The 17,700-nt window shown below is 68.1% G+C and carries 13 protein-coding genes and 1 tRNA gene; 5 read left to right on the top strand and 9 right to left on the bottom strand.

The window, feature by feature from the left end; all coding sequences use genetic code 11:
- Window positions 1-3 precede the first annotated feature (3 nt).
- The gene (arsS, locus tag IPK27_05470; GenBank protein MBK8067078.1) at window positions 4-957 is read left to right on the top strand and encodes an arsenosugar biosynthesis radical SAM protein ArsS; all 954 of its coding nucleotides are present in this window, start codon (window positions 4-6) and stop codon (window positions 955-957) included.
- A 28-nt stretch (window positions 958-985) separates the two neighbouring features.
- Here the strand turns inward: arsS and IPK27_05465 are convergent, their stop codons facing one another.
- The 5 genes from IPK27_05465 to IPK27_05445 all read right to left on the bottom strand — a co-directional run bounded on the left by IPK27_05465 (window position 986) and on the right by IPK27_05445 (window position 9,746).
- Window positions 986-3,118 (bottom strand): hypothetical protein, encoded by a 2,133-nt coding sequence (locus IPK27_05465; GenBank protein ID MBK8067077.1) that lies wholly within the window; start codon window positions 3,116-3,118, stop codon window positions 986-988.
- 44 nt (window positions 3,119-3,162) lie between these two features.
- A complete protein-coding gene (locus IPK27_05460; protein ID MBK8067076.1) occupies window positions 3,163-5,457 on the bottom strand; it encodes a serine/threonine protein kinase in 2,295 nt (764 codons plus the stop codon).
- Between the two features lie 9 nt (window positions 5,458-5,466).
- The gene (locus tag IPK27_05455; protein MBK8067075.1) at window positions 5,467-6,024 is read right to left on the bottom strand and encodes a sigma-70 family RNA polymerase sigma factor; all 558 of its coding nucleotides are present in this window, start codon (window positions 6,022-6,024) and stop codon (window positions 5,467-5,469) included.
- 67 nt (window positions 6,025-6,091) lie between these two features.
- Window positions 6,092-7,207 (bottom strand): hypothetical protein, encoded by a 1,116-nt coding sequence (locus tag IPK27_05450; GenBank protein MBK8067074.1) that lies wholly within the window; start codon window positions 7,205-7,207, stop codon window positions 6,092-6,094.
- 79 nt (window positions 7,208-7,286) lie between these two features.
- Window positions 7,287-9,746 (bottom strand): ABC transporter permease, encoded by a 2,460-nt coding sequence (locus IPK27_05445; protein ID MBK8067073.1) that lies wholly within the window; start codon window positions 9,744-9,746, stop codon window positions 7,287-7,289.
- Between the two features lie 300 nt (window positions 9,747-10,046).
- On the opposite strand from IPK27_05445, the gene IPK27_05440 reads away from it, so the two are divergent.
- Complete coding sequence (locus IPK27_05440) at window positions 10,047-12,356, top strand: 2OG-Fe(II) oxygenase (GenBank protein ID MBK8067072.1); 2,310 nt, start codon at window positions 10,047-10,049, stop codon at window positions 12,354-12,356.
- A gap of 57 nt (window positions 12,357-12,413) precedes the next feature.
- Entirely contained in the window at window positions 12,414-13,583 is a 1,170-nt protein-coding gene (locus IPK27_05435) for a Fic family protein (GenBank protein ID MBK8067071.1), read from the top strand.
- 179 nt (window positions 13,584-13,762) lie between these two features.
- Here IPK27_05435 and IPK27_05430 read toward each other — a convergent pair.
- From IPK27_05430 to rplM, 3 genes are all read right to left on the bottom strand, one after another.
- Window positions 13,763-13,836 (bottom strand) — tRNA-Gln (locus IPK27_05430).
- 30 nt (window positions 13,837-13,866) lie between these two features.
- Window positions 13,867-14,259: a 30S ribosomal protein S9 gene (gene rpsI, locus IPK27_05425; protein ID MBK8067070.1), complete on the bottom strand. Its 393-nt coding sequence runs from the start codon at window positions 14,257-14,259 to the stop codon at window positions 13,867-13,869.
- 14 nt (window positions 14,260-14,273) lie between these two features.
- Complete coding sequence (gene rplM / locus IPK27_05420) at window positions 14,274-14,702, bottom strand: 50S ribosomal protein L13 (protein MBK8067069.1); 429 nt, start codon at window positions 14,700-14,702, stop codon at window positions 14,274-14,276.
- Window positions 14,703-14,876: 174 nt separating this feature from the next.
- Here rplM and IPK27_05415 point away from each other — a divergent pair, with 174 nt between their 5' ends.
- Together IPK27_05415 and coq7 are read left to right on the top strand one after the other, a co-directional pair.
- Entirely contained in the window at window positions 14,877-16,067 is a 1,191-nt protein-coding gene (locus tag IPK27_05415; protein MBK8067068.1) for a (Fe-S)-binding protein, read from the top strand.
- Complete coding sequence (gene coq7, locus IPK27_05410) at window positions 16,064-16,714, top strand: 2-polyprenyl-3-methyl-6-methoxy-1,4-benzoquinone monooxygenase (GenBank protein MBK8067067.1); 651 nt, start codon at window positions 16,064-16,066, stop codon at window positions 16,712-16,714. Before IPK27_05415 ends, coq7 begins: the two co-directional genes overlap by 4 nt.
- Window positions 16,715-16,753: 39 nt before the next feature.
- Here the strand turns inward: coq7 and speD are convergent, their stop codons facing one another.
- The gene (gene speD / locus IPK27_05405) at window positions 16,754-17,578 is read right to left on the bottom strand and encodes an adenosylmethionine decarboxylase (protein ID MBK8067066.1); all 825 of its coding nucleotides are present in this window, start codon (window positions 17,576-17,578) and stop codon (window positions 16,754-16,756) included.
- Window positions 17,579-17,700: the final 122 nt, after the last annotated feature.

The following is a 17,700-nucleotide window of genomic DNA, read 5'->3' as shown; positions in this document are numbered from 1 at the left end:
GCCATGCACGACACCTGGCCGCGCCTGAAGGCGCTCGGTTTCCCCGCGATCGAGCGCGAGCGCATCGACACCCTGCAACTCAACCTCGGCTATCTGTGCAACATCAGCTGCATCCATTGCCACGTCAATGCCGGCCCGCGGCGCACCGAGCTGATGGACCGCGAGACCCTGGAACTGGCGCTGGAAGTGGCGCAACGTCGTGGCATCCGCCAGTTCGACCTGACCGGCGGCTCGCCGGAGATGAACCCGCATTTCCGCTGGTTCGTCGGGGAGGCGCGCGCGCGTGGCATCGCGGTGATGGACCGCTTGAACCCGAGCCTGCCGGATGAACCCGGCTACGAATGGGTGCCGGAGTTCCTCGCCGAGCATCAGGTGGAAGTGATCGCATCGCTGCCCTGCTACAGCCAGGCGAATGTCGACGAGCAACGTGGCAACGGCGTGTTCGAGTCCTCGATCCGCTGCCTCAAGCGCTTGAACGAACTCGGCTATGGCCAGCCGGGCGGATTGCCGCTGAACCTGGTTTACAACCCCAACGGCGCCTTCCTGCCACCGGCGCAGGCCAAGCTCGAAGCGGACTACAAGCGCCTGCTCAGGGACAATTTCGGCATCGAGTTCAGCGCGCTCTACACCCTGGCGAACATGCCGATCCAGCGCTTCGGCTCCTGGCTGGTCTCCAAGGGCAAGTTCGACAGCTATCTCGACACCCTGGTCGGCGCGCACCGCGACGAGAACCTCGCCAGCGTGATGTGCCGCTTCCTGGTCAGTGTCGACTGGCGCGGCTACCTCTACGACTGCGATTTCAACCAGATGCTCAGGCTGCCGATTGGCGGTGGCGAGCGCGAGGTGCACCTGCGCGAGTTGCTCGACAGCGAACCCACGCGGCGCATCGGGGTTGCCGGCCATTGCTACGGCTGCACCGCCGGCCAAGGATCGAGCTGCGGCGGGGCGCTGGCCTGAGCCAAGCCGCCCCGCACGGCGCCGGCCATCAAGGACCCTCGAAACCGTTCACCAGCAGCGGCGCGACGACAGTCAGGCGCACGCGGTCGGACAGCACCTCGACCCGGGCATCGAGCCCGGCGTACTGCGGCGGCAGTTCGACCGACTGGAAGCGCCCGCTGATCATCGCGCCGGTGATCAGGTCGAAACTGGTGCCGAGCGGCGGCACATAGGCACCGAGGGCCGAGATCACCAGCGTGCCGCCCAGCTGGACATTGCCGCTGCCGCCGATGCGGTCATGGCTGGCCGCGCTGGCGATGTCGATGACGGTGCTGGCACTGGCGCCGAGGGCGAGCGTGGTGCCGGCGTTGAGGTCGATGCGCCCTACCGGTCCAACTGGCGCATAACTCTGGTCGGGTGAGATCGCGCCATTGAGCTGCAACTCGCCGCCCAACTTGCCGGTCCCGGTCAGCACCTGGCTGGGCCCGAGTGTCAGCAGGCCGCCACCGCTGGTCAGCGTGACGTTGCCCGAGGGACCATTGGCGCGCAGCCGTATCTCACCGGATTGCGCCAGCGCGGTCACCCCGCTGCCGCGCACGATCGCGTAGCTCGGGCCGCAGCCGGCGTTGTCCAGCGTGATCGTGCCGCGGTTGTTGATCGTGCCGACCAGCGTCAGCTCGCGCGCGCACGGCACCAACAGATTGGCGCCGGCGGCGAGCGTCAGGTTCTCCAGTCGCGCCGTCGCGGTGTTCGTATAGATCACGCCATTGCCGCTGGTGGCGAGCGTGCCGCCGATGACCGTACTGATGCCTTCGAGCACGAAGGCGGAATCCTGTTCGGCGCGCACCAGGCCCTGCGCGTTCTGGGTCAGGGTGACCGATTGCAGATTGAGCGATCCGCCACCGCGCGCCACCATCGTGCCCTCGTTGACCTGCCCCGAGGTCTGCAGCGTGAGCTGGCTGGGACCGCTGCCCAGACCATTGCGGTCGGCCAGCACCTCGCCCTGGTTGGTCAGTGCCAGTGCGATCGTGCCAACGCCGCCAATGGTGTGGCCCGCACCGTTCACCATCGCCTGCCCGCCACCGCCGAACAGCGCGGACAGCGCGCCGCCTTCGAGCTGCAGGCGCCCGTTGCCGGTCAGCGTGGTGCTGGCGGCGAAACGCGAGGTCACGAAACCGCTCGGCCCGGTGTGGATCAGGCCATCGTTCTCGATCCCCAGTGGGCCGATGTAGATACCCGCGTTGCCGGAGAAGGTCATCCGCGAACCGGCTTCGAAGTGGATGTCCTGGATCGGGAAGCCCTGGGTGAACACGGTGACCACGCCGCTGCCGATGGTCTGCAGGCGCCCGCCGCTGAGACCCTGGTCGCCCGCTGCGACCAGCGCCAGCCCGGAGCCGTTCTCGATGACGATCCGGCCCTGGCCGAACTGGCGGAAGCCGTGGTTGCCATTGGCCATCGACAGGATCAGCGTTGCGCCATTGCGGGCGCGCACCAGGTTGTTGTTGTCGATGTTGTGGAGGCTCTCGAAGGTCAGCGTACGTCCCGCCACATTGGCATCGACCAGGCCATCGTTCTGCAGGCGCACACGGATCGTGCCGTTGCCTTCGATGGTGTGGCTGGGCCAGTTCACCAGCAACCAGCCGAGGTTGGAGTAGGGCGAAAGGTAGGCGCCATGATTCGGCGGTGCCGACAGGCGGATTCGTCCATTCGCGCCGTTGGCATTGGTGTTGTTGTGGATGATCAGAGACGAATCCTGCAGCGCGTCCTGGCCGCCGATCAGGATCAGGCCGTTGTTGTCCATCTGCGTGCCGTGCACATTCAGCTCGGCGCGGAAGGAGGAACCGGCCACGCGCACGACGGCGCCGGTGTGGTTGAACTGCAGATGGTGGCAGGAGGCGCCTTGCCCCTGGCCAAGCACATCCACCTGCACCGCCAGTTCGATCCGGCAACTGACGCTCGAATTCGGCACGCCGCCCTGCCACGGCAGGATGCCGCCCCAGCGGAAGGGATTGAACCAGGAATCGTTGACCTCGGTGCCCCAGAAGGCGCACCCGCCAGTGCCGCAGCTCTGTGCGGATGCGGTGCCGGTGGCGGCGACGGCCAGGGCCAGTGCCAGTGCCAGCGACGACATTTCGCGTCGCGAGCGACCGTGGCGTGCGGTGGAAACGGGGCGCTGCAACATCGGAGGACTCCATCGGGCGCGGGCGAAGGGCCGCGTCTCAGTCCTCAAGGCGCAGGATCGCGCCCGCGTGTCGCATCCGGTTTTGCGGCCAGCGCCTGCGCCTGTGCGATGAGCGTGTGTGCGCGCTGCGACCAGACCGGATCGGCGGCATCGGCGCGCTCGAAAACCGCCAGCGCTGCGTGGGCATGGTCCAGGGTGCGGGGCGCATCGCCCTCGGCCAGTGCCACCTGGGCGGCAGCCAGCTGCACATGGCCGCGGCCGATGTAGCCCGGCGCGAAGGCGCGTTCGGCCAGCGCCAGCGCGCGGTCGATGTCGCGGCGTGCGCCTGCGAGGTCGCCGAGATCGACGCGGATGCGCGCGGCATTGGTCAACGGCCCGGCGAGATCCGCGTGGTCCGTCCCGAAGGCCGATTCGCGCACCGCCACTGCACGCTCGAACAGGGCCAGCGCCTCGCGCAGGCGCCCGGCATCGCGGTGCACCAGCGCGTAGTTGTTGAGCGCCACGGCGAGCGCGACGGTGCGTTGCGGCAGCGCCTGCTCCAGCGCCGCGATCGCCTGGCGATAGACAGCATCGGCTGCGTCCAGCCGCCCGGAACCCTGCAGCGCACTGCCGAGATTCTCCAGCCGCGCCCCGAGGGCACCGGGATCCAGCCCGAGAGCGCGCGCGTCGGCGACCGCAGCCTCCGCCAGCGACGCAGCCTCGTCGTAGCGTCCGACATCGCTCAGCAGCGAGGCGAGATCGTTGCGCACCGCTCCCGCCTGCCGGCGCAAGGCCGGATCGCGCGCGAACACCGCCAGCGCTTCGCGGTAGCGGGCTTCTGCGGCATCCGTGCGCCCCAGCGTCCAGTCGAGCAGCGCCTGTCCCTGCAGCACCTCGGCGTGTCCGGGCGTGCCCGGTGTGCGCAGCTTCAAGGCGAGCGCGAATTGCGTCGCGGCGGCATCCAGCTGCATCAGATTGGTATACGCGCGGCCGATGCCGAGGCGCACATCGGCCTCGCTCTCGGCTTGCCCGGCGAAATGTTCCGGAATGCGCGTCACCGCCTGGTCGAGCGCTTCCTTCAGGCTGGGTTCGCGCCCGCTGGCCACCGGATCGGCATCGGCGATGAGGCGCAGCAGGAACTCGTTGGCGCTGCGGGCGCGGGCGGCCTCCGCGCGCGCCAGGGTAGCCTGGTAGGCCGCCAGCGCGAGACCTGCGGACAACGCGAGCACGGCGGCGCTGCCAGCCGCAACCGCGAGCCGGTTGCGCCGCACGAACAGTCGCAGGCGATAACCGCGATCGCCCTGGCGCGCCACGACCGGACGAAAGTCCAGCCAGCGCTCCAGGTCCGCGGCGAGCTCCGCCGCACTCGCGTAGCGGCGGTCGACATCCACCGCCAGCGCCTTGAGCAGCACCCGGTCCAGATCGCCTTCGAGGTGCCGGCGCCAGACGGCCGCCTCGCGCGGCGCCAGGGCCAGCGCGGCCCGGTCGATCACCGCGCTCGGTCGCGTCGGCACGGCAGTGCGCAGCAGCGCCTCGATCTCCGCGGGCGAGCGCGTGGCCAACTCGTGCGGCAAACGACCGGTCAACAGCAGGTGCAGCACCAGGCCCAGCGAATACACATCCGATGCGGTCGTGAGCGCCCGACCGGCGAGTTGCTCCGGACTGGCGAACTGCGGCGTCAGTGGAGCATGCCCGGTGGCGGTCAGGCCGGCCTCGGGCGAGAGACTCTTGGCGATGCCGAAATCCAGCAGCTTGGCCTGGCCGTCAGGCGTGACCAGGATGTTGGCCGGCTTGATGTCGCGGTGCAGGATCAGCGCGCGGTGGGCGGCCTCGACTGCCGCCAGTACCTGGCGGAAGAGTTCTATCCGCGCTCGGATCGGCCACTGGCGGAGCGCGCACCAGCGGTCGATCGGCTCGCCCGCGACGTACTCCATCACCACCCACGGACGTCCGTCCGGGGCGGTGCCGCCGTCGATGATGCGCGCCACGTTCGGGTGCTCAAGCCGCGCCAGGAAGGCGCGCTCGGCATGGAAACGCGCGATGGCCTCGGGCCCGGCCCAGCCCAGGGCCGTCAATTTCAACGCCGCCTGCTGGCGATAGCCGCCATCGCTGCGTTCGACCCGGTAGACCTCGCCCATGCCGCCAGCGCCGAGGCGCTCGAGCACCCGCCACGCGCCGATGCGCTCCGGCAGGCGCGGGGTTTCCAGCAAGCCCGCGCTCGCGCCATGCGCGCGCAGCAGCGCGAGCGCGTCGTCCAGCAGTCCGGAATCGCCATCCGCCGCGCTGCGCAGGAAGGCCTCGCGCTCGGGCGGCGGACGCGTCAGCGCCTGGTCGAGCAAGCCGAGTGCGCGGCCGTCCATTGTGCGCGCTCAGCCCAGGCGCAGGTGCAGGAAGGCGCGCGCGACCTCCCAGTCGCGCTGCGCGGTCGCGCGCGAGATGCCCAGCGCGGCGGCGATCTCGGCCATTTCCAGGCCGGCGTAGTAGCGCAACTCGACCACCCGCGCCTTGCGTTCGTCCATCTGTTCCAGTTGCGCCAGCGCCTGCTCGAGCGCCAATGCGTCGATGTCCCCTGCGCTGGCGGACTCGTCAGCCGCCCGCGACAGCGTGATCGCGACCGCGCCCCCGCCACGCTTGTCGGCATCGCGCCGGCGCGCGTGGTCGATCAGCACCTGGCGCATCCTGCGCGCTGCCAGCGCGTAGAACTGGCCGCGATCCTGCGCCGCCTGCGCGTCCTCGGGCGCGAGGCGCAGCCAGGCCTCGTGGATCAGCGCCGTGGGCGTCAGCGTGTGCCCACCGCGCTCGCCGCGCATCTGCCGTTCCGCCAGGCGGTGCAGCTCATCGTAGATCAGGGCCACGAGGCGGCCGTCCGCCGACACATCGCCGGCGGCGCGCGCGCGCAACAACTGGGTGATCGGACCTTGCGCCAAGGACGTGCCTCGAATTGGCCTGTCTGGCTATTTTAAGGTGGACGGCGCTGGAACTCGACGCCTGCACTCACATCCGGCGGAAGCCCAGAACCGCTTCACGCAGGCGCTCGATGTCGATATCCGGCGGGCGCGGTTTCGCCGCGAAGTGCGCATCGAACAGCTTCCCGGCGGCATCCTCGGCGAGACGCCGGGCGTCGTCGTCGACTGCCACGCGCAGCCGGTCCAATGCCGCTTCGGCGCGAGCCTGGTCGGTGCCGTTGCAGACCCGCTTGCACAACGTGGCATAGGTCCAGGCCTTGGCCAGGTCCTCGCCGAGCACCTGCTGCAACGGGCTCAGCGGGCGCATCGCCTGGATCATCTTGCGCGCCACCGCAGCCTGCATCTCGGTGCCGCGGGCATCCGGGCCGCGCCAGCCCTCGAAATAGTTCTCGTAGCCTTCCATCAGCGCGGCGACCGCCTGCCCGCTGCCCTGTTCCAGCGCGCGCTGCAGGTACTGCGGCGCGCGCTCGCGATAGATCTCCAGCCGGTCCATTTGCAGCAGCGCCTTGTTCAAGGTCAGCGCCGGTGCCAGTGCAAAGGCCAGCTGGCCGGCGAGATCGCCGCTGTCGGCGGCCAGCCGCTGCACCTCGAACAGCAGCGCTTCATCGATGTCGTCGGGCAGGTCGGCGCAGGATTCCTCAAGCTCGGCCAGGGTGCCGGCGGCGCTGCTCATCATCTCCTGCAGCCGCTCGCCGCCGCGGCGTCGCCCGCGCGGGGTGTCCTCCCAGGCGATCATCATGTCCATCCGCAGGCTGGTCCAGTGATGCCGCTGGCAGTCGGTCAACTCGGAGTGGAGGCGCCGCGTCGCGGCCCGGTCGCCTGCACGCGCGGCCTCGATCAAGGCTGTGGCGGACTCGCGCAGCGGCAGGCCTTCGGGCGGCAGGGCAAGGACCCGGGTGGACGCAACGGGCGCAGTCGCTGCCGCCACCGAGGTCGACGTGGATCGGACTGCGGCTGGCCCGGTCTGATCTTCGTTCTCGGCCGCGGCGGCATCGCCACGCGTCTGTCCGACCGTGGGCCCATCGATGGTTTGATCCGCGACGGCGGATGCCGCGGGCTGCGGCGCCGGCATCCGGTAGACGGCGACCACCCCGCCGACCAGCAGCACGGCAGCCGCCAGTCCCCATGCAATCAGTCGTTTCATCGGCCTTTCCCATCCATCTCACCGCCATGCTGGCAAGCATCGCATGGGCGCGACAGTGTCGATGGTCCGCCGGGGCGCCTCAGTCGCTGCGCAAGGCCATCACCGGGGCCACCCGCGTGGCGCGCCGCGCCGGCAAGTAGCAGGCCAGCAGGGCTGCGCCACCGAGCAGTGCCAGGACCAGGCCGAGCGTCAGCGGGTCGCGGCTCTCGATGCCGTAGAGCTGCGATTCGAGCAGGCTGCCGCCGAGCAGCGCCGCGAGAGTGCCGATGGCGAGGCCGATGCCGGCCAGCTTCATGCCCTGCCGCAGCACCAGCTTCTGCACATCCGCCGGGCGCGCGCCGATGGCCAGGCGCACACCGATTTCCCCGGTGCGCTGTTGCACCGCGAAGGCGAGCACGCCATAGATCCCCACCGCCGCCAGCAACAGGGCCACGCCGGCGAACACCGCCAGCAGGATCAACGGCGCCATGCGCCCCTCCAGGCTCAAGGTGATCCGCGCATCCAGCGATTTCAGGTCGTACACCGGTTGCTGCGGGTCCACCCGCTGCACCGCGGACTGGATTGGCCCGAGCGCCGCGCCCGCGTCGAGGTCCGACTTCAGCACGATCATCGCCTCGCGGCTGCCGTACTGCGCCAGCGACAGGAAGTAGGTTTCCTTGGTGGTGTCCTCGCTCAACTGACCGCGCTTGACCGTTCCCACGATGCCGATGATCTCGGCCTCGACGTTGTCCTCGGCGCCGTTGATGCCCGGCATCACCAGGCGCTGGCCCAGGGCGTCGCCGTTCGGGAAATGCTTCTGCGCCAGGAACTGGTCGATCACCACCACCGGCGCGCCATCCGCGCGGTCGCGCTGATCGAAACTGCGCCCTCGCAGCAGCGGGATGCCCATCGCCTTGAAGTAGCCGGGGTCGATGATGTGCAGGTACCCGTGCGGGCTGGCCGTGCCCGGCGCCGATGTGCGCCCGGCAATCTGGTACGAGGCCATCCAGTTGTTGTTGCTGAAAGGCAGGTTGCTGACCACGCCCACCTCGCGAACGCCTGGCACCGCACGCAACTCGCCGGCCAGGCGCTCGAAGAATGCCGTCTGCGTGGCCATGTCCGGATAGCGCGTACGCGGCAGGGAGAGCCGCGTGGTCACCACGCCCCGGCGGTCGAAGCCCGGATCCTGCTGCTGCACCCGCTCGAAACTGCGCAACAGCAGTCCGGCGCCGACCAGCAGGCACACCGCCAGGCCGATCTGCACCACCACCAGCACCCCGCGCAGCCGTTGCGCCACGCGGCTGCCGCCGCTACGGCCGCTCTCGCGCAGCACTTCAGAAGCGCGCACGCCGTCCTGTCCCAGCGCCGGCACAGTGCCGAACAACATGCCGGTGAGCACGGCAACCACGAAGGTGAAGGCGAGCACGGTGCCATCGATGCCGATGCGCTCACCCAGCAAGGTGCGGTCCAGGCCGAGCACGTGCAGGAAGCCCAGGCTGAAATAGGCCAGCAATACCCCTGCGATACCGCCGGCCAGCGCGAGGATCAGCGCCTCGCCGAGCAACTGGCGGGCGATCCGCCAGCGGCTGGCGCCCAGCGCGGCGCGCACGCCGAGCTCGCGGCGACGCGCGGACAAGCGCGTCAGGAACAGGTTGGCGACATTCGCGCAGGCAATCAGCAGCACCACCAGCACCACCGACTGCAGCAGCAGCAGCACGGGCTTCATCTGGCCTACCCACTGCTCGCGCAGGCTCTTGGCGTGCCCAACGAAGCCGCCGTTGCGATAGAACGCGGCGTCATCGGCGCGCGAGGGATCGGCCGCGGCGATGCGGTCGGCGTTGGCATTGACGATCGCCTTGAACTGCGCGTCCAGCTCGGCCACCGTCGCGCCCGGCTTCAGGCGGCCGATCGAGGCGGAGTATTCGTTGCCGCGCTCGGCGTCGCTGCGCTGCTCAGGCGTGAACGCGAACGGCACCCACAGCGCGGTCTCGCGATCCGGGAAGGCGAATCCTTCAGGCATCACCCCGATCACCCGCCAGGGCTCATCGTTCAGGCGCAGCTGGCGGCCGATGATCGCCGGATCGCCGGCGTACTGGTTCTGCCAGGTCGCGTGACTCAGCACCACCACCTTGTCGGCGCCGACCTGCGCCTCGTCCTCGGTGAACGCGCGCCCCTGCGCCGGCTGCACCCGCAGCGTGGTGAACAGGCTCGGCGTGGCGCGCACCGCCACCAGTCGCCGCGGGCCGGATTCGTCGGCGGTGTTGACGCTGCCCGAGGTGTACAGCGCCAGGTCTTCCAGGCCCGGCGCCGACTTGCGGTCGAGGTAATCCGGAATCGACGAGCCGGCGTAATCCAGCCCGCTGGTCGGGTAGCTGTTGTAGACCTCAACCAGGCGCTCGCCATCCGGATACGGCAAGGGCTTCAGCAGCAGGCCATTGACCACGCTGAAGATCGCCGCATTGGCCCCAATGCCGAGTGCCAGCGTCGCGATCGCCGCGAAGGTGAAGGCGCGGTGCGCAGCGAGGTTGCGCAGGCTCTGCCGCAGGTTCGAGAGTGCCATGGCCGGCTCCCTTGGTTTCGTTGGGCTTCATCCACGCAAGGGTCGTGCCGGGGCGGATTTTGCCGCATTCAGGCCTGCCTGGCGTCCGTGCGACGCGTAATCGAACAGGCGAGTCCGAAAGCGGACGGCGACACCCAACGCTCACGCTGGCGTTGCTCGGCTTCGAGCGCAGACCGCGTGGCTTGCGGCGGAGTCTCAGGCGCCAAGCCGGCAACCACAGGGCGGCGGCCAGCGTATCGTCAGGCATGCGCCGGTCGAGCGGCTGTGACCAGTCCACCCTTTCGATCCACGAGTCCGACCATGTCCGACTTCGCCGACATCCTTGCCGTGCTGCGAGCAGACGCCGAACCCGAACGTCCCGCACGTCGTAAGTCCAAGCCTGCGTTTGCGGCGCAAGGACAGATCGACGGCGCCCAGCTTGCGCTGGCCATGGATCATGTCGGCACGTTGGAACTTCCGCTCGGGCAGGCAACCGCGCAGAGGCTGCACAGCCTTGGGGAGCCAGCCCGATTCGGACTGCGGGAAAAGACCCTTTGGGACCCTTCGGTGCGCAGAACGGCGGAGATCTCCGGCGAGCATCTGGCGTTGACCTGGGATGACCCGTCGCGCATCGCGCTGTTGCAGCAACTCGCCGCCGTGCTGGGCATCGAGGCCCTGGATTGCCGCGTCCATAGCTTGCTGGTCTACGGCCCCGGCGAATTCTTCAAGTCGCACCATGACACCGAAAAGTCCGACGGCATGGTGGGCACCCTCGTGCTGGTGTGGCCGTGCGCGCATATCGGCGGCGCGCTGCGGATCCAGCTCGGCGAGCAGGAGGTTCGCTTCGAGTCGCAGCAACTTGGCCAGACAAGCGCACTGCGCTGGTATGCCTTCTATGCCGACTGCCGCCACGAAGTCGAACCCGTGATCGAAGGCTGGCGGGTGGTACTGACCTTCGACTTGCTGGTTCCGGCCGGCGCGCCGATGCCCGAGATAGCAGCCAACCCCGCGCTCACAGCATTGCTGCGCGCATTGTTTTACTCCCCTGCGGGCGAGCGCGCGGAGCCCTTCGTGTTCCTGCTCGATCACGAGTACAGCGAGCATGGGCTGTACTGGCGACTGCTCAAGGGCCGTGACCGGCAGTACGCGCAGGCGCTGCGCGCGGCCGCCGGCGCTGCCGGACTGAGCGTCCATCTGGCCTTGGCGCAGCACCACGAGATCTGGAATGCGGAGTACCGCGGGCGACACGCGCAACCACACAAGGGCGAGTTGATCGACGACGAAATCACTCTCGACTTCTGGCGCGACGGCAAGGACCAGACAATGGCGGCCGAACCGGTGTCCGTCCGACCGCAACATGTCGCACGACTTGTCGAATCCGGCGAAGAACACCTGGAGACCTTCGAACACGAAGGCTACATGGGCAATTACGGCGACACCCTCGAGTACTGGTACCGGCGAGCTGCCGTGGTGATCCAGTCGCCGCTTGGCGCCCTGCGCATCCGCTTCAAAGCGGATATCGACTCGAACCTGGATGAATTGCTCGCGCTGGCCGCGCATCCGGGCCGCCGAAAAGCTTTGGATGCCATCGTTGCCGCGATACACGATTTGATCTCCAAGCACATACGGAAGATCGGTCAAGGAGCGTTTCATCGCGTTGCCAGAATTGCCGCAAACCTGTCCGACGCACAGATGGCGAGCGAGCTGATCGTGGGCTTCGACCCGGACAATCTGCTCGCGTCGGACGGGCCGCTGGTCGGAGAACTGGAACGCATCCACGGCGCGCCGTGGATGCGGAACCTGCTGCAAGCATGGTCCGATCGGCGGATGCGGCATTCACCAATAGTGTCCTACACCGGTGAGGTGCCAACACCCCGGGTCTGCCCGAAAGGCATCGCTGACCTGCTGCAATCGGCCATCTCCGCCGGGCTGTCGCGCGCGAGCGCCGGTCATTGGCTGAGCGACGCATTCTCCGCACTCAAGCGCTACGACGCGTCGCGCGAGTGTGGATCTCCGGCGAGTCGCCAATCTGTACTGGGCGCGATAATCGAAGCCGTGGCCGAACTGGTGCAGGCATTTACCCTGGTGCCGGACCACCCGGCGCTCATGGAACTGGTCCGGCACATCGACACGAATTCCCGCAACTACCCATCGGAAGCACTCGGACCCATCGTGAGGGCGCTGGAATCCACCGGAGTTCATGGCCCCGGGACCGCGCTGCGCGCCTCGGTCATTGCCGCGCTCGAGCTGCGTCTGTCCCGACCCGAACGCACCGCGGGCGATGCCGCGCTGCGCGAGCTGGAATGGACCTGTCGCTGCAAGGACTGCGCCACGATGATCCGCTGGGCCGAAAGCACCGGTGCAGAGCCATTGCTGCTGCCGATGGCCGAGCCCCGCCGGCTGCACTTGATCGATCAGATCGGAAGAACCGGCGCTCCGCTGGCGCACCGGACCATCAAGTCCGGCAATCCATACAGGCTGGAACTCACGAAGCCCATCGACCTGGCCCAACGTGACCGCCAACGACGGGCACACTGGCGCGAAGCGCTGACGCAATTGACCCAGGATCCGAACGTGTCCTCGAATGGTCCGACGCTTCGTCGCTCCGCATCTCGGACCGCGCCTCACTAGTTTATATTTTCGCGCCATCCTAAAATAGAGCTCGCCGCTAATTTAGGCTCGCGTCCGATGAACCGCCCACAGCTGGGCCGATACCTGTCGGTCAGCACGACCGGCGAGGCGTATTCGGCCTTCATCCCGGCACCACTGCCGCCGCAACCGCCGATTGACTGGGCGCCGGCACTGCGCAGGCGTTTCGACGATGCCCTGCTGGCGCTCGGGCGGCTTGATGCGGTGACCGACCTTCTGCCGAACGCAGGCCTGCTGCTTTACGGTTATGTCCGCAAGGAAGCGGTGCTGTCGTCGATGATCGAAGGCACGCAGTCGTCGCTCGCCGACCTGATGCTGCACGAACTCGGGGAGGCGCCTGGGGTCCCGCTCGCCGACGTGCGTGAGGTGAGCCGGTGCGTGGCTGCACTGGACCACGGCCTGGCACGCCTGCGCGAGGGGTTCCCCCTGTCGATGCGACTGCTGCGCGAAGTGCATGCGGTATTGCTCAGCCACGGACGCGGTACGCAGCACGCTCCGGGCGAGTTCCGCCGCAGCCAGGTCTGGATCGGCGGCACCCGACCCGGCAACGCTGTGTTCGTGCCGCCACTGGCAAATGAAGTGCCCGAATGCCTGAGCCAGCTCGAACGCTTCCTCCACGACGAACCGGAACCCACGACGCCGCTGGTCAAGGCCGCACTGGCGCACCTGCAGTTCGAGACCATCCACCCGTTCCTCGATGGCAATGGCCGCATCGGTCGCCTGCTGATCACCTTGCAGCTTTGCAACGACGGCCTGCTGCGCGAGCCCATGCTGTATCTGAGCCTGTACTTCAAGACCCACCGGCGTCGCTACTATGAGCTGCTCAACGCCGTGCGCGAGAACGGCGACTGGGAAGCATGGCTGGATTTTTTCGCCGAAGCCGTGCAGGTCAGCGCCATGCAGGCAGCGGCGACCGCCAGGCGCCTGGTCGACCTGTGCGCAGCCGACCGTGCGCGGATCGCAGGCCTGGGCCGTGCCGCGTCATCTGCACTGGCGGTTTTCGACGTCCTGCAACGCCAGCCTATGGTGACATCCACTTCGCTGGTAGCAGCAACGGGGCTCACTCCGGCGACTGTGAACAAATCGATTGCGCACTTGGCCGCCATCGGCATCATCAACGAGCGCAGCGGCCGCCGCCGTGATCGCGTGTTCGGCTACACGCGCTACCTGGAGGTGCTGAACGAAGGGACGGCGCTGCCTGGGTCCTGAACACGCCCCAAAACTGCGGGTCAAGAACGGGGTACGGCCGGCCCTTACCCCACAAAGTACCCCGCACCGCTGGCGGGACGCAATGGGCCCCATGGGAACCCTCCGGGCACAAAAAACCCCGCAGTTACGCGGGGTTTGTTGTTGCCTGGGTCTCCGTGGGAAACACCGAAACCCGATGTTGGCTGGGGGACTAGGATTCGAACCTAGATAAACGGAGTCAGAGTCCGTTGTCCTACCGTTGAACGATCCCCCAATACTTCTGCAGCACGGATCGAAAGGACGATCAGCGCTTGCTGTACTGCGTGGCGCGGCGGGCCTTGTGCAGACCGACCTTCTTGCGCTCGACCTCGCGGGCGTCGCGGGTGAGGAAGCCGGCCTTGCGCAGGTCGCTCTTCAAGTTCTCGTCGTACTCGACCAGGGCGCGGGACAGGCCGAGGCGGATGGCGCCGGACTGGCCGGTGATGCCGCCACCTTCAACCGTGACCAGCACGTCGAAGCGGTCGCCGAGCTTGGTCAGCTCGAGCGGCTGGCGCACGACCATGCGCGCGGTCTCGCGACCGAAGAACGCGTCGAGCGTCTTGTCGTTGACCGTGATCTGGCCCTTGCCCGGGCGCAGGAACACGCGCGCGGCGGAGGACTTGCGACGGCCGGTGCCGTAGTACTGCGTGATCGCCATGACGCTTCCTTAAATCAGATGTCGAGAACCGCGGGCTGCTGCGCCGCGTGCGGATGCTCGGATCCGCTGTAAACCTTGAGCTTGCGATACATGTCGCGGCCCAGCGGGCCCTTCGGCAGCATGCCCTTGACGGCGATCTCGATCGCGCGCTCCGGGTGCGTGGCCAACATGTTCTTCAGCGGGGTGGTCTTGATGTTGCCGATGTAGCCGGTCACCCGGTGGTACATCTTGTCATTGAGCTTGTTGCCCGTGACCGCGATCCTCTCGGCGTTGATCACCACGAGGTAATCGCCGGTGTCGACGTGCGGGGTGTAGATGGCCTTGTGCTTGCCGCGCAGGCGCCGTGCGAGTTCCGTGCACAGGCGGCCGAGCGTCTTGCCCGCGGCATCCACCAGAAACCAATCGCGCTTCACGGTTTCCGGCTTCGCGCTTACCGTCTTCATGGAGACCTTCCCTGGACCTTGCCTTACAAAGACCAACAAGTTTAGATGGCGGATCGGGAGCGTGCAAGCCCCCGCGAGCGTTGTGAGTGAAGTTTGCGTTCAGTTGCCGGCAAGCCGGGCAGCGCCGGGCACCAATCCACTGCAGCGCAGGTGGAACTCTGCCAGCATCAACCGATGGCAGGCGCGAAGCATGACGGTGGCGATCTGAACGGAGCCAGCGAGGCGCTGCGGGCGCGTGCGGACGAATGCGTGATGTGCGGGCTGTGCCTGCCGCACTGTCCCACATTCCGGCTGAGCGGGTTGGAGACCCGCTCGCCGCGTGGCCGCATAGCGCTGGCGAAGACCCTGTCGGCCGATGCACCGGTAGACATTGCGGTGACCGAGGCGTTCGCGACCTGCCTGCAATGCCGCGCGTGTGAGTCGGTGTGCCCGGCGCAGGTGCACTACGGCGAGATCATCGAAGGCGCCCGCGCGCTGTTGCGCGATGGCCGCGGCCCTACGCTGGCCGAGCGCGCGGCGGGTTACCCGACTGCTGCAGCGGCGTCACTCTCGCTACTGGGACGATTGGCGCGCGCGACGCCTGCACTGACGCATCGGCTGGGCCGCCGCGCGCGCTGGTTGCTGCGCGCCGGCAAGCCCTTGGCACCCGACGCCGGCCAGGGCGCGACCACCGCGCTGTTCACCGGCTGCCTGGCGCGCAGCTTCGAAAGCGACGCGCAGCGGGCGCTGGTCGAGGTGGCGCGCGCCATTGGCGAGTCCCTGGCGGTGCTGGCTGATCCTGGTTGCTGCGGCGCAATTGCGCGCCATCTGGGCGATCCCGTCGGCGCTGCTGGGATGGCCGCCCGCAACCGCGAAGTGTGGGCGCACAACCGGATCCGCGAGGTGGTCGCGCTCGACAGCGGCTGCATCGAATCACTGCGCCGGGATGCCGGCGAGGTCCAGGTCGTCGAAGCCTGCCGCTGGCTGCTCGCGCGGCGCGCCGCGTGGGCGCCACGGCTGCGCGCGCTGCCCGCCCGCATCGGCCTGTACGCACCGTGCACGCATCGGCATGCGCTGCGTGACGCGGCCGCCGCGCGCGAGTTGCTGGCGGCGCTGCCGGGCGTCGAGGTGGTGGCCATCGATGCCGGCCATGGCTGCTGCGGCGCGGCCGGGCCGCACCTGCTCGACCACCCGGAGCAGGCGGATGCGCTGGCGCAGCCCATCGTGGAGAAGATCGCGGCGCTCGAGCTGGATGCGCTGGCGACCACCAACGTGGGCTGCAGCCTGCACCTCGGTGAGCGTCTGCTGCTGAGCGGCGTCAACCTTTCATTCCAGCATCCGGTGGCATGCTTGGCGCAACGATGGTTGCCCGCTTCCCCACCATGAGCCGACCGCTGCGCGAATCCTCCAACCTAGACCGCCTGCTGGCCGAAGCCGACCGCGCGCTGCGCACGGTGTTCGCCCCAGCCGAGGCACCGGACCGGCCGAGCCCGGGCGCGCCCCATCCGCGGATCGAACTGGACGACGCCCAGCGCCGACATGTCGCGGGGCTGATGCGCATCAACCACGCCGGCGAGGTCTGTGCGCAGGCGCTGTACTACGGCCAGGCCGCGGTGGCGCGCGATCCGGCGGTGGCTGCGCACCTGATGCAGGCCGCGCGCGAGGAAGGCGATCACCTGGCCTGGTGCGAATCGCGCCTGGCCGAACTCGGCAGCCGCCCGAGCGTATTGAATCCGTTCTGGTACGCCGGCGCCTTCGCCATCGGTGCCGGCGCCGGATTGATCGGCGACCGCCTCAGCCTCGGATTCGTGGTGGAAACCGAGCGTCAGGTCGAGAGCCATCTCGGCGATCACCTGACTCGTTTGCCCGAAGGCGACGAGCGCACGCGCGCCGTGCTGGAGCAGATGAAGTCCGACGAGGTGGAGCACGGCGCGAACGCCCAGGCCCGCGGCGCGATGGAACTGCCGTGGCCGCTACCGCAGGTGATGCAGGTAGCTGCCGACGCGCTGCGCGCGGTCGCTTACCGGTTCTGACCGCGCCCGTCCGGCGGGCGCGGTCAGCGATGCAACCGCTCAGTCCAGGTTGCGCCCGTGGAACAGCTCGCCGATCTCGCGGCGCACCTGCGCCTCGATCCGCGCGCGGTCCTTGAACGAGAGCTCGTTCTTGGTCGCCTCGAACAGGTAGGTGTCGAGGTCGAACTCCTTGATATGCATCTTCGTGTGGAAGATGTTCTCCTGGTAGACGTTGACGTCGAACATCTCGTAGCGGTTCTTGATCGGCTTGGACAGGAAGTCCTGGATCGAGTTGATCTTGTGGTCGATGTAGTGCTTGGTGCCACGCACGTCGCGGGTGGCGCCGCGCACGCGGTAATCCATGATCACGATGTCCGACTCGAAGCTGTCGATCAGGTAGTTCAGCGCCTTCAGCGGCGAAATCACGCCACAGGTGGCCACGTCGATATCCGCACGGAAGGTGCTGATGCCGTTGAACGGGTGGCTTTCCGGATAGGTGTGGACGGTGATGTGGCTCTTGTCCAGGTGCGCCACGACGCTCGCCTCGGCGGGCTCGTCCGATTCGCGCATCGCATCCTTCAGCATCTCGCGGCCGACATCGGCGCGGTCGATGACCGGCTGCTCGGAGATCAGGATGGTGACGCTGGCGCCCTGCGGATCGTAGTCCTGGCGCGCGACGTTGAGCACGTTGGCGCCGATGATGTCGGCAACCTCGGTCAGGATCTCGGTCAGGCGCTCGGCGTTGTAGGCCTCATCGATGTACTCGATGTAGCGGTTGCGCTGCTCCTCGGTGACCGCGTAGCAGACGTCGTAGATGTTGAAGGACAGGGCCTTCGTCAGGTTGTTGAAACCCTGCAGCTTGAGGCGCGGAATCGGCTTGACCATGGGTGTCTCCCAACGGGGGTCGAAAGACGCGTGTGGCCGGGGTCCGGTTACGCGGGGCGCGGATTATGGGGCAAGAATCCCGAGCGCAACACCACGTGAAGATGACAGTGCGCGCCGGGGTC

Source organism: Rhodanobacteraceae bacterium (assembly GCA_016713135.1).
In the GTDB taxonomy this organism is placed as follows: Bacteria; Pseudomonadota; Gammaproteobacteria; order Xanthomonadales; family SZUA-5; genus JADKFD01.
The sequence above is the reverse complement of the archived record's forward strand: the minus strand, read 5'-3'. Positions and strand labels throughout refer to the sequence as shown.

Coding starts and splice junctions, on each gene's coding strand:
- IPK27_05450 (MBK8067074.1), bottom strand. CDS start 7,207: ATGAAACGACTGATTGCATGGGGACTGGCGGCTGCCGTGCTGCTGGTC.
- IPK27_05465 (MBK8067077.1), bottom strand. CDS start 3,118: ATGTTGCAGCGCCCCGTTTCCACCGCACGCCACGGTCGCTCGCGACGC.
- IPK27_05440 (MBK8067072.1), top strand. CDS start 10,047: ATGTCCGACTTCGCCGACATCCTTGCCGTGCTGCGAGCAGACGCCGAA.
- speD (MBK8067066.1), bottom strand. CDS start 17,578: ATGGTCAAGCCGATTCCGCGCCTCAAGCTGCAGGGTTTCAACAACCTG.
- IPK27_05415 (MBK8067068.1), top strand. CDS start 14,877: ATGGCAGGCGCGAAGCATGACGGTGGCGATCTGAACGGAGCCAGCGAG.
- arsS (MBK8067078.1), top strand. CDS start 4: ATGCACGACACCTGGCCGCGCCTGAAGGCGCTCGGTTTCCCCGCGATC.
- IPK27_05445 (MBK8067073.1), bottom strand. CDS start 9,746: ATGGCACTCTCGAACCTGCGGCAGAGCCTGCGCAACCTCGCTGCGCAC.
- coq7 (MBK8067067.1), top strand. CDS start 16,064: ATGAGCCGACCGCTGCGCGAATCCTCCAACCTAGACCGCCTGCTGGCC.
- rplM (MBK8067069.1), bottom strand. CDS start 14,702: ATGAAGACGGTAAGCGCGAAGCCGGAAACCGTGAAGCGCGATTGGTTT.
- IPK27_05460 (MBK8067076.1), bottom strand. CDS start 5,457: ATGGACGGCCGCGCACTCGGCTTGCTCGACCAGGCGCTGACGCGTCCG.
- IPK27_05435 (MBK8067071.1), top strand. CDS start 12,414: ATGAACCGCCCACAGCTGGGCCGATACCTGTCGGTCAGCACGACCGGC.
- rpsI (MBK8067070.1), bottom strand. CDS start 14,259: ATGGCGATCACGCAGTACTACGGCACCGGCCGTCGCAAGTCCTCCGCC.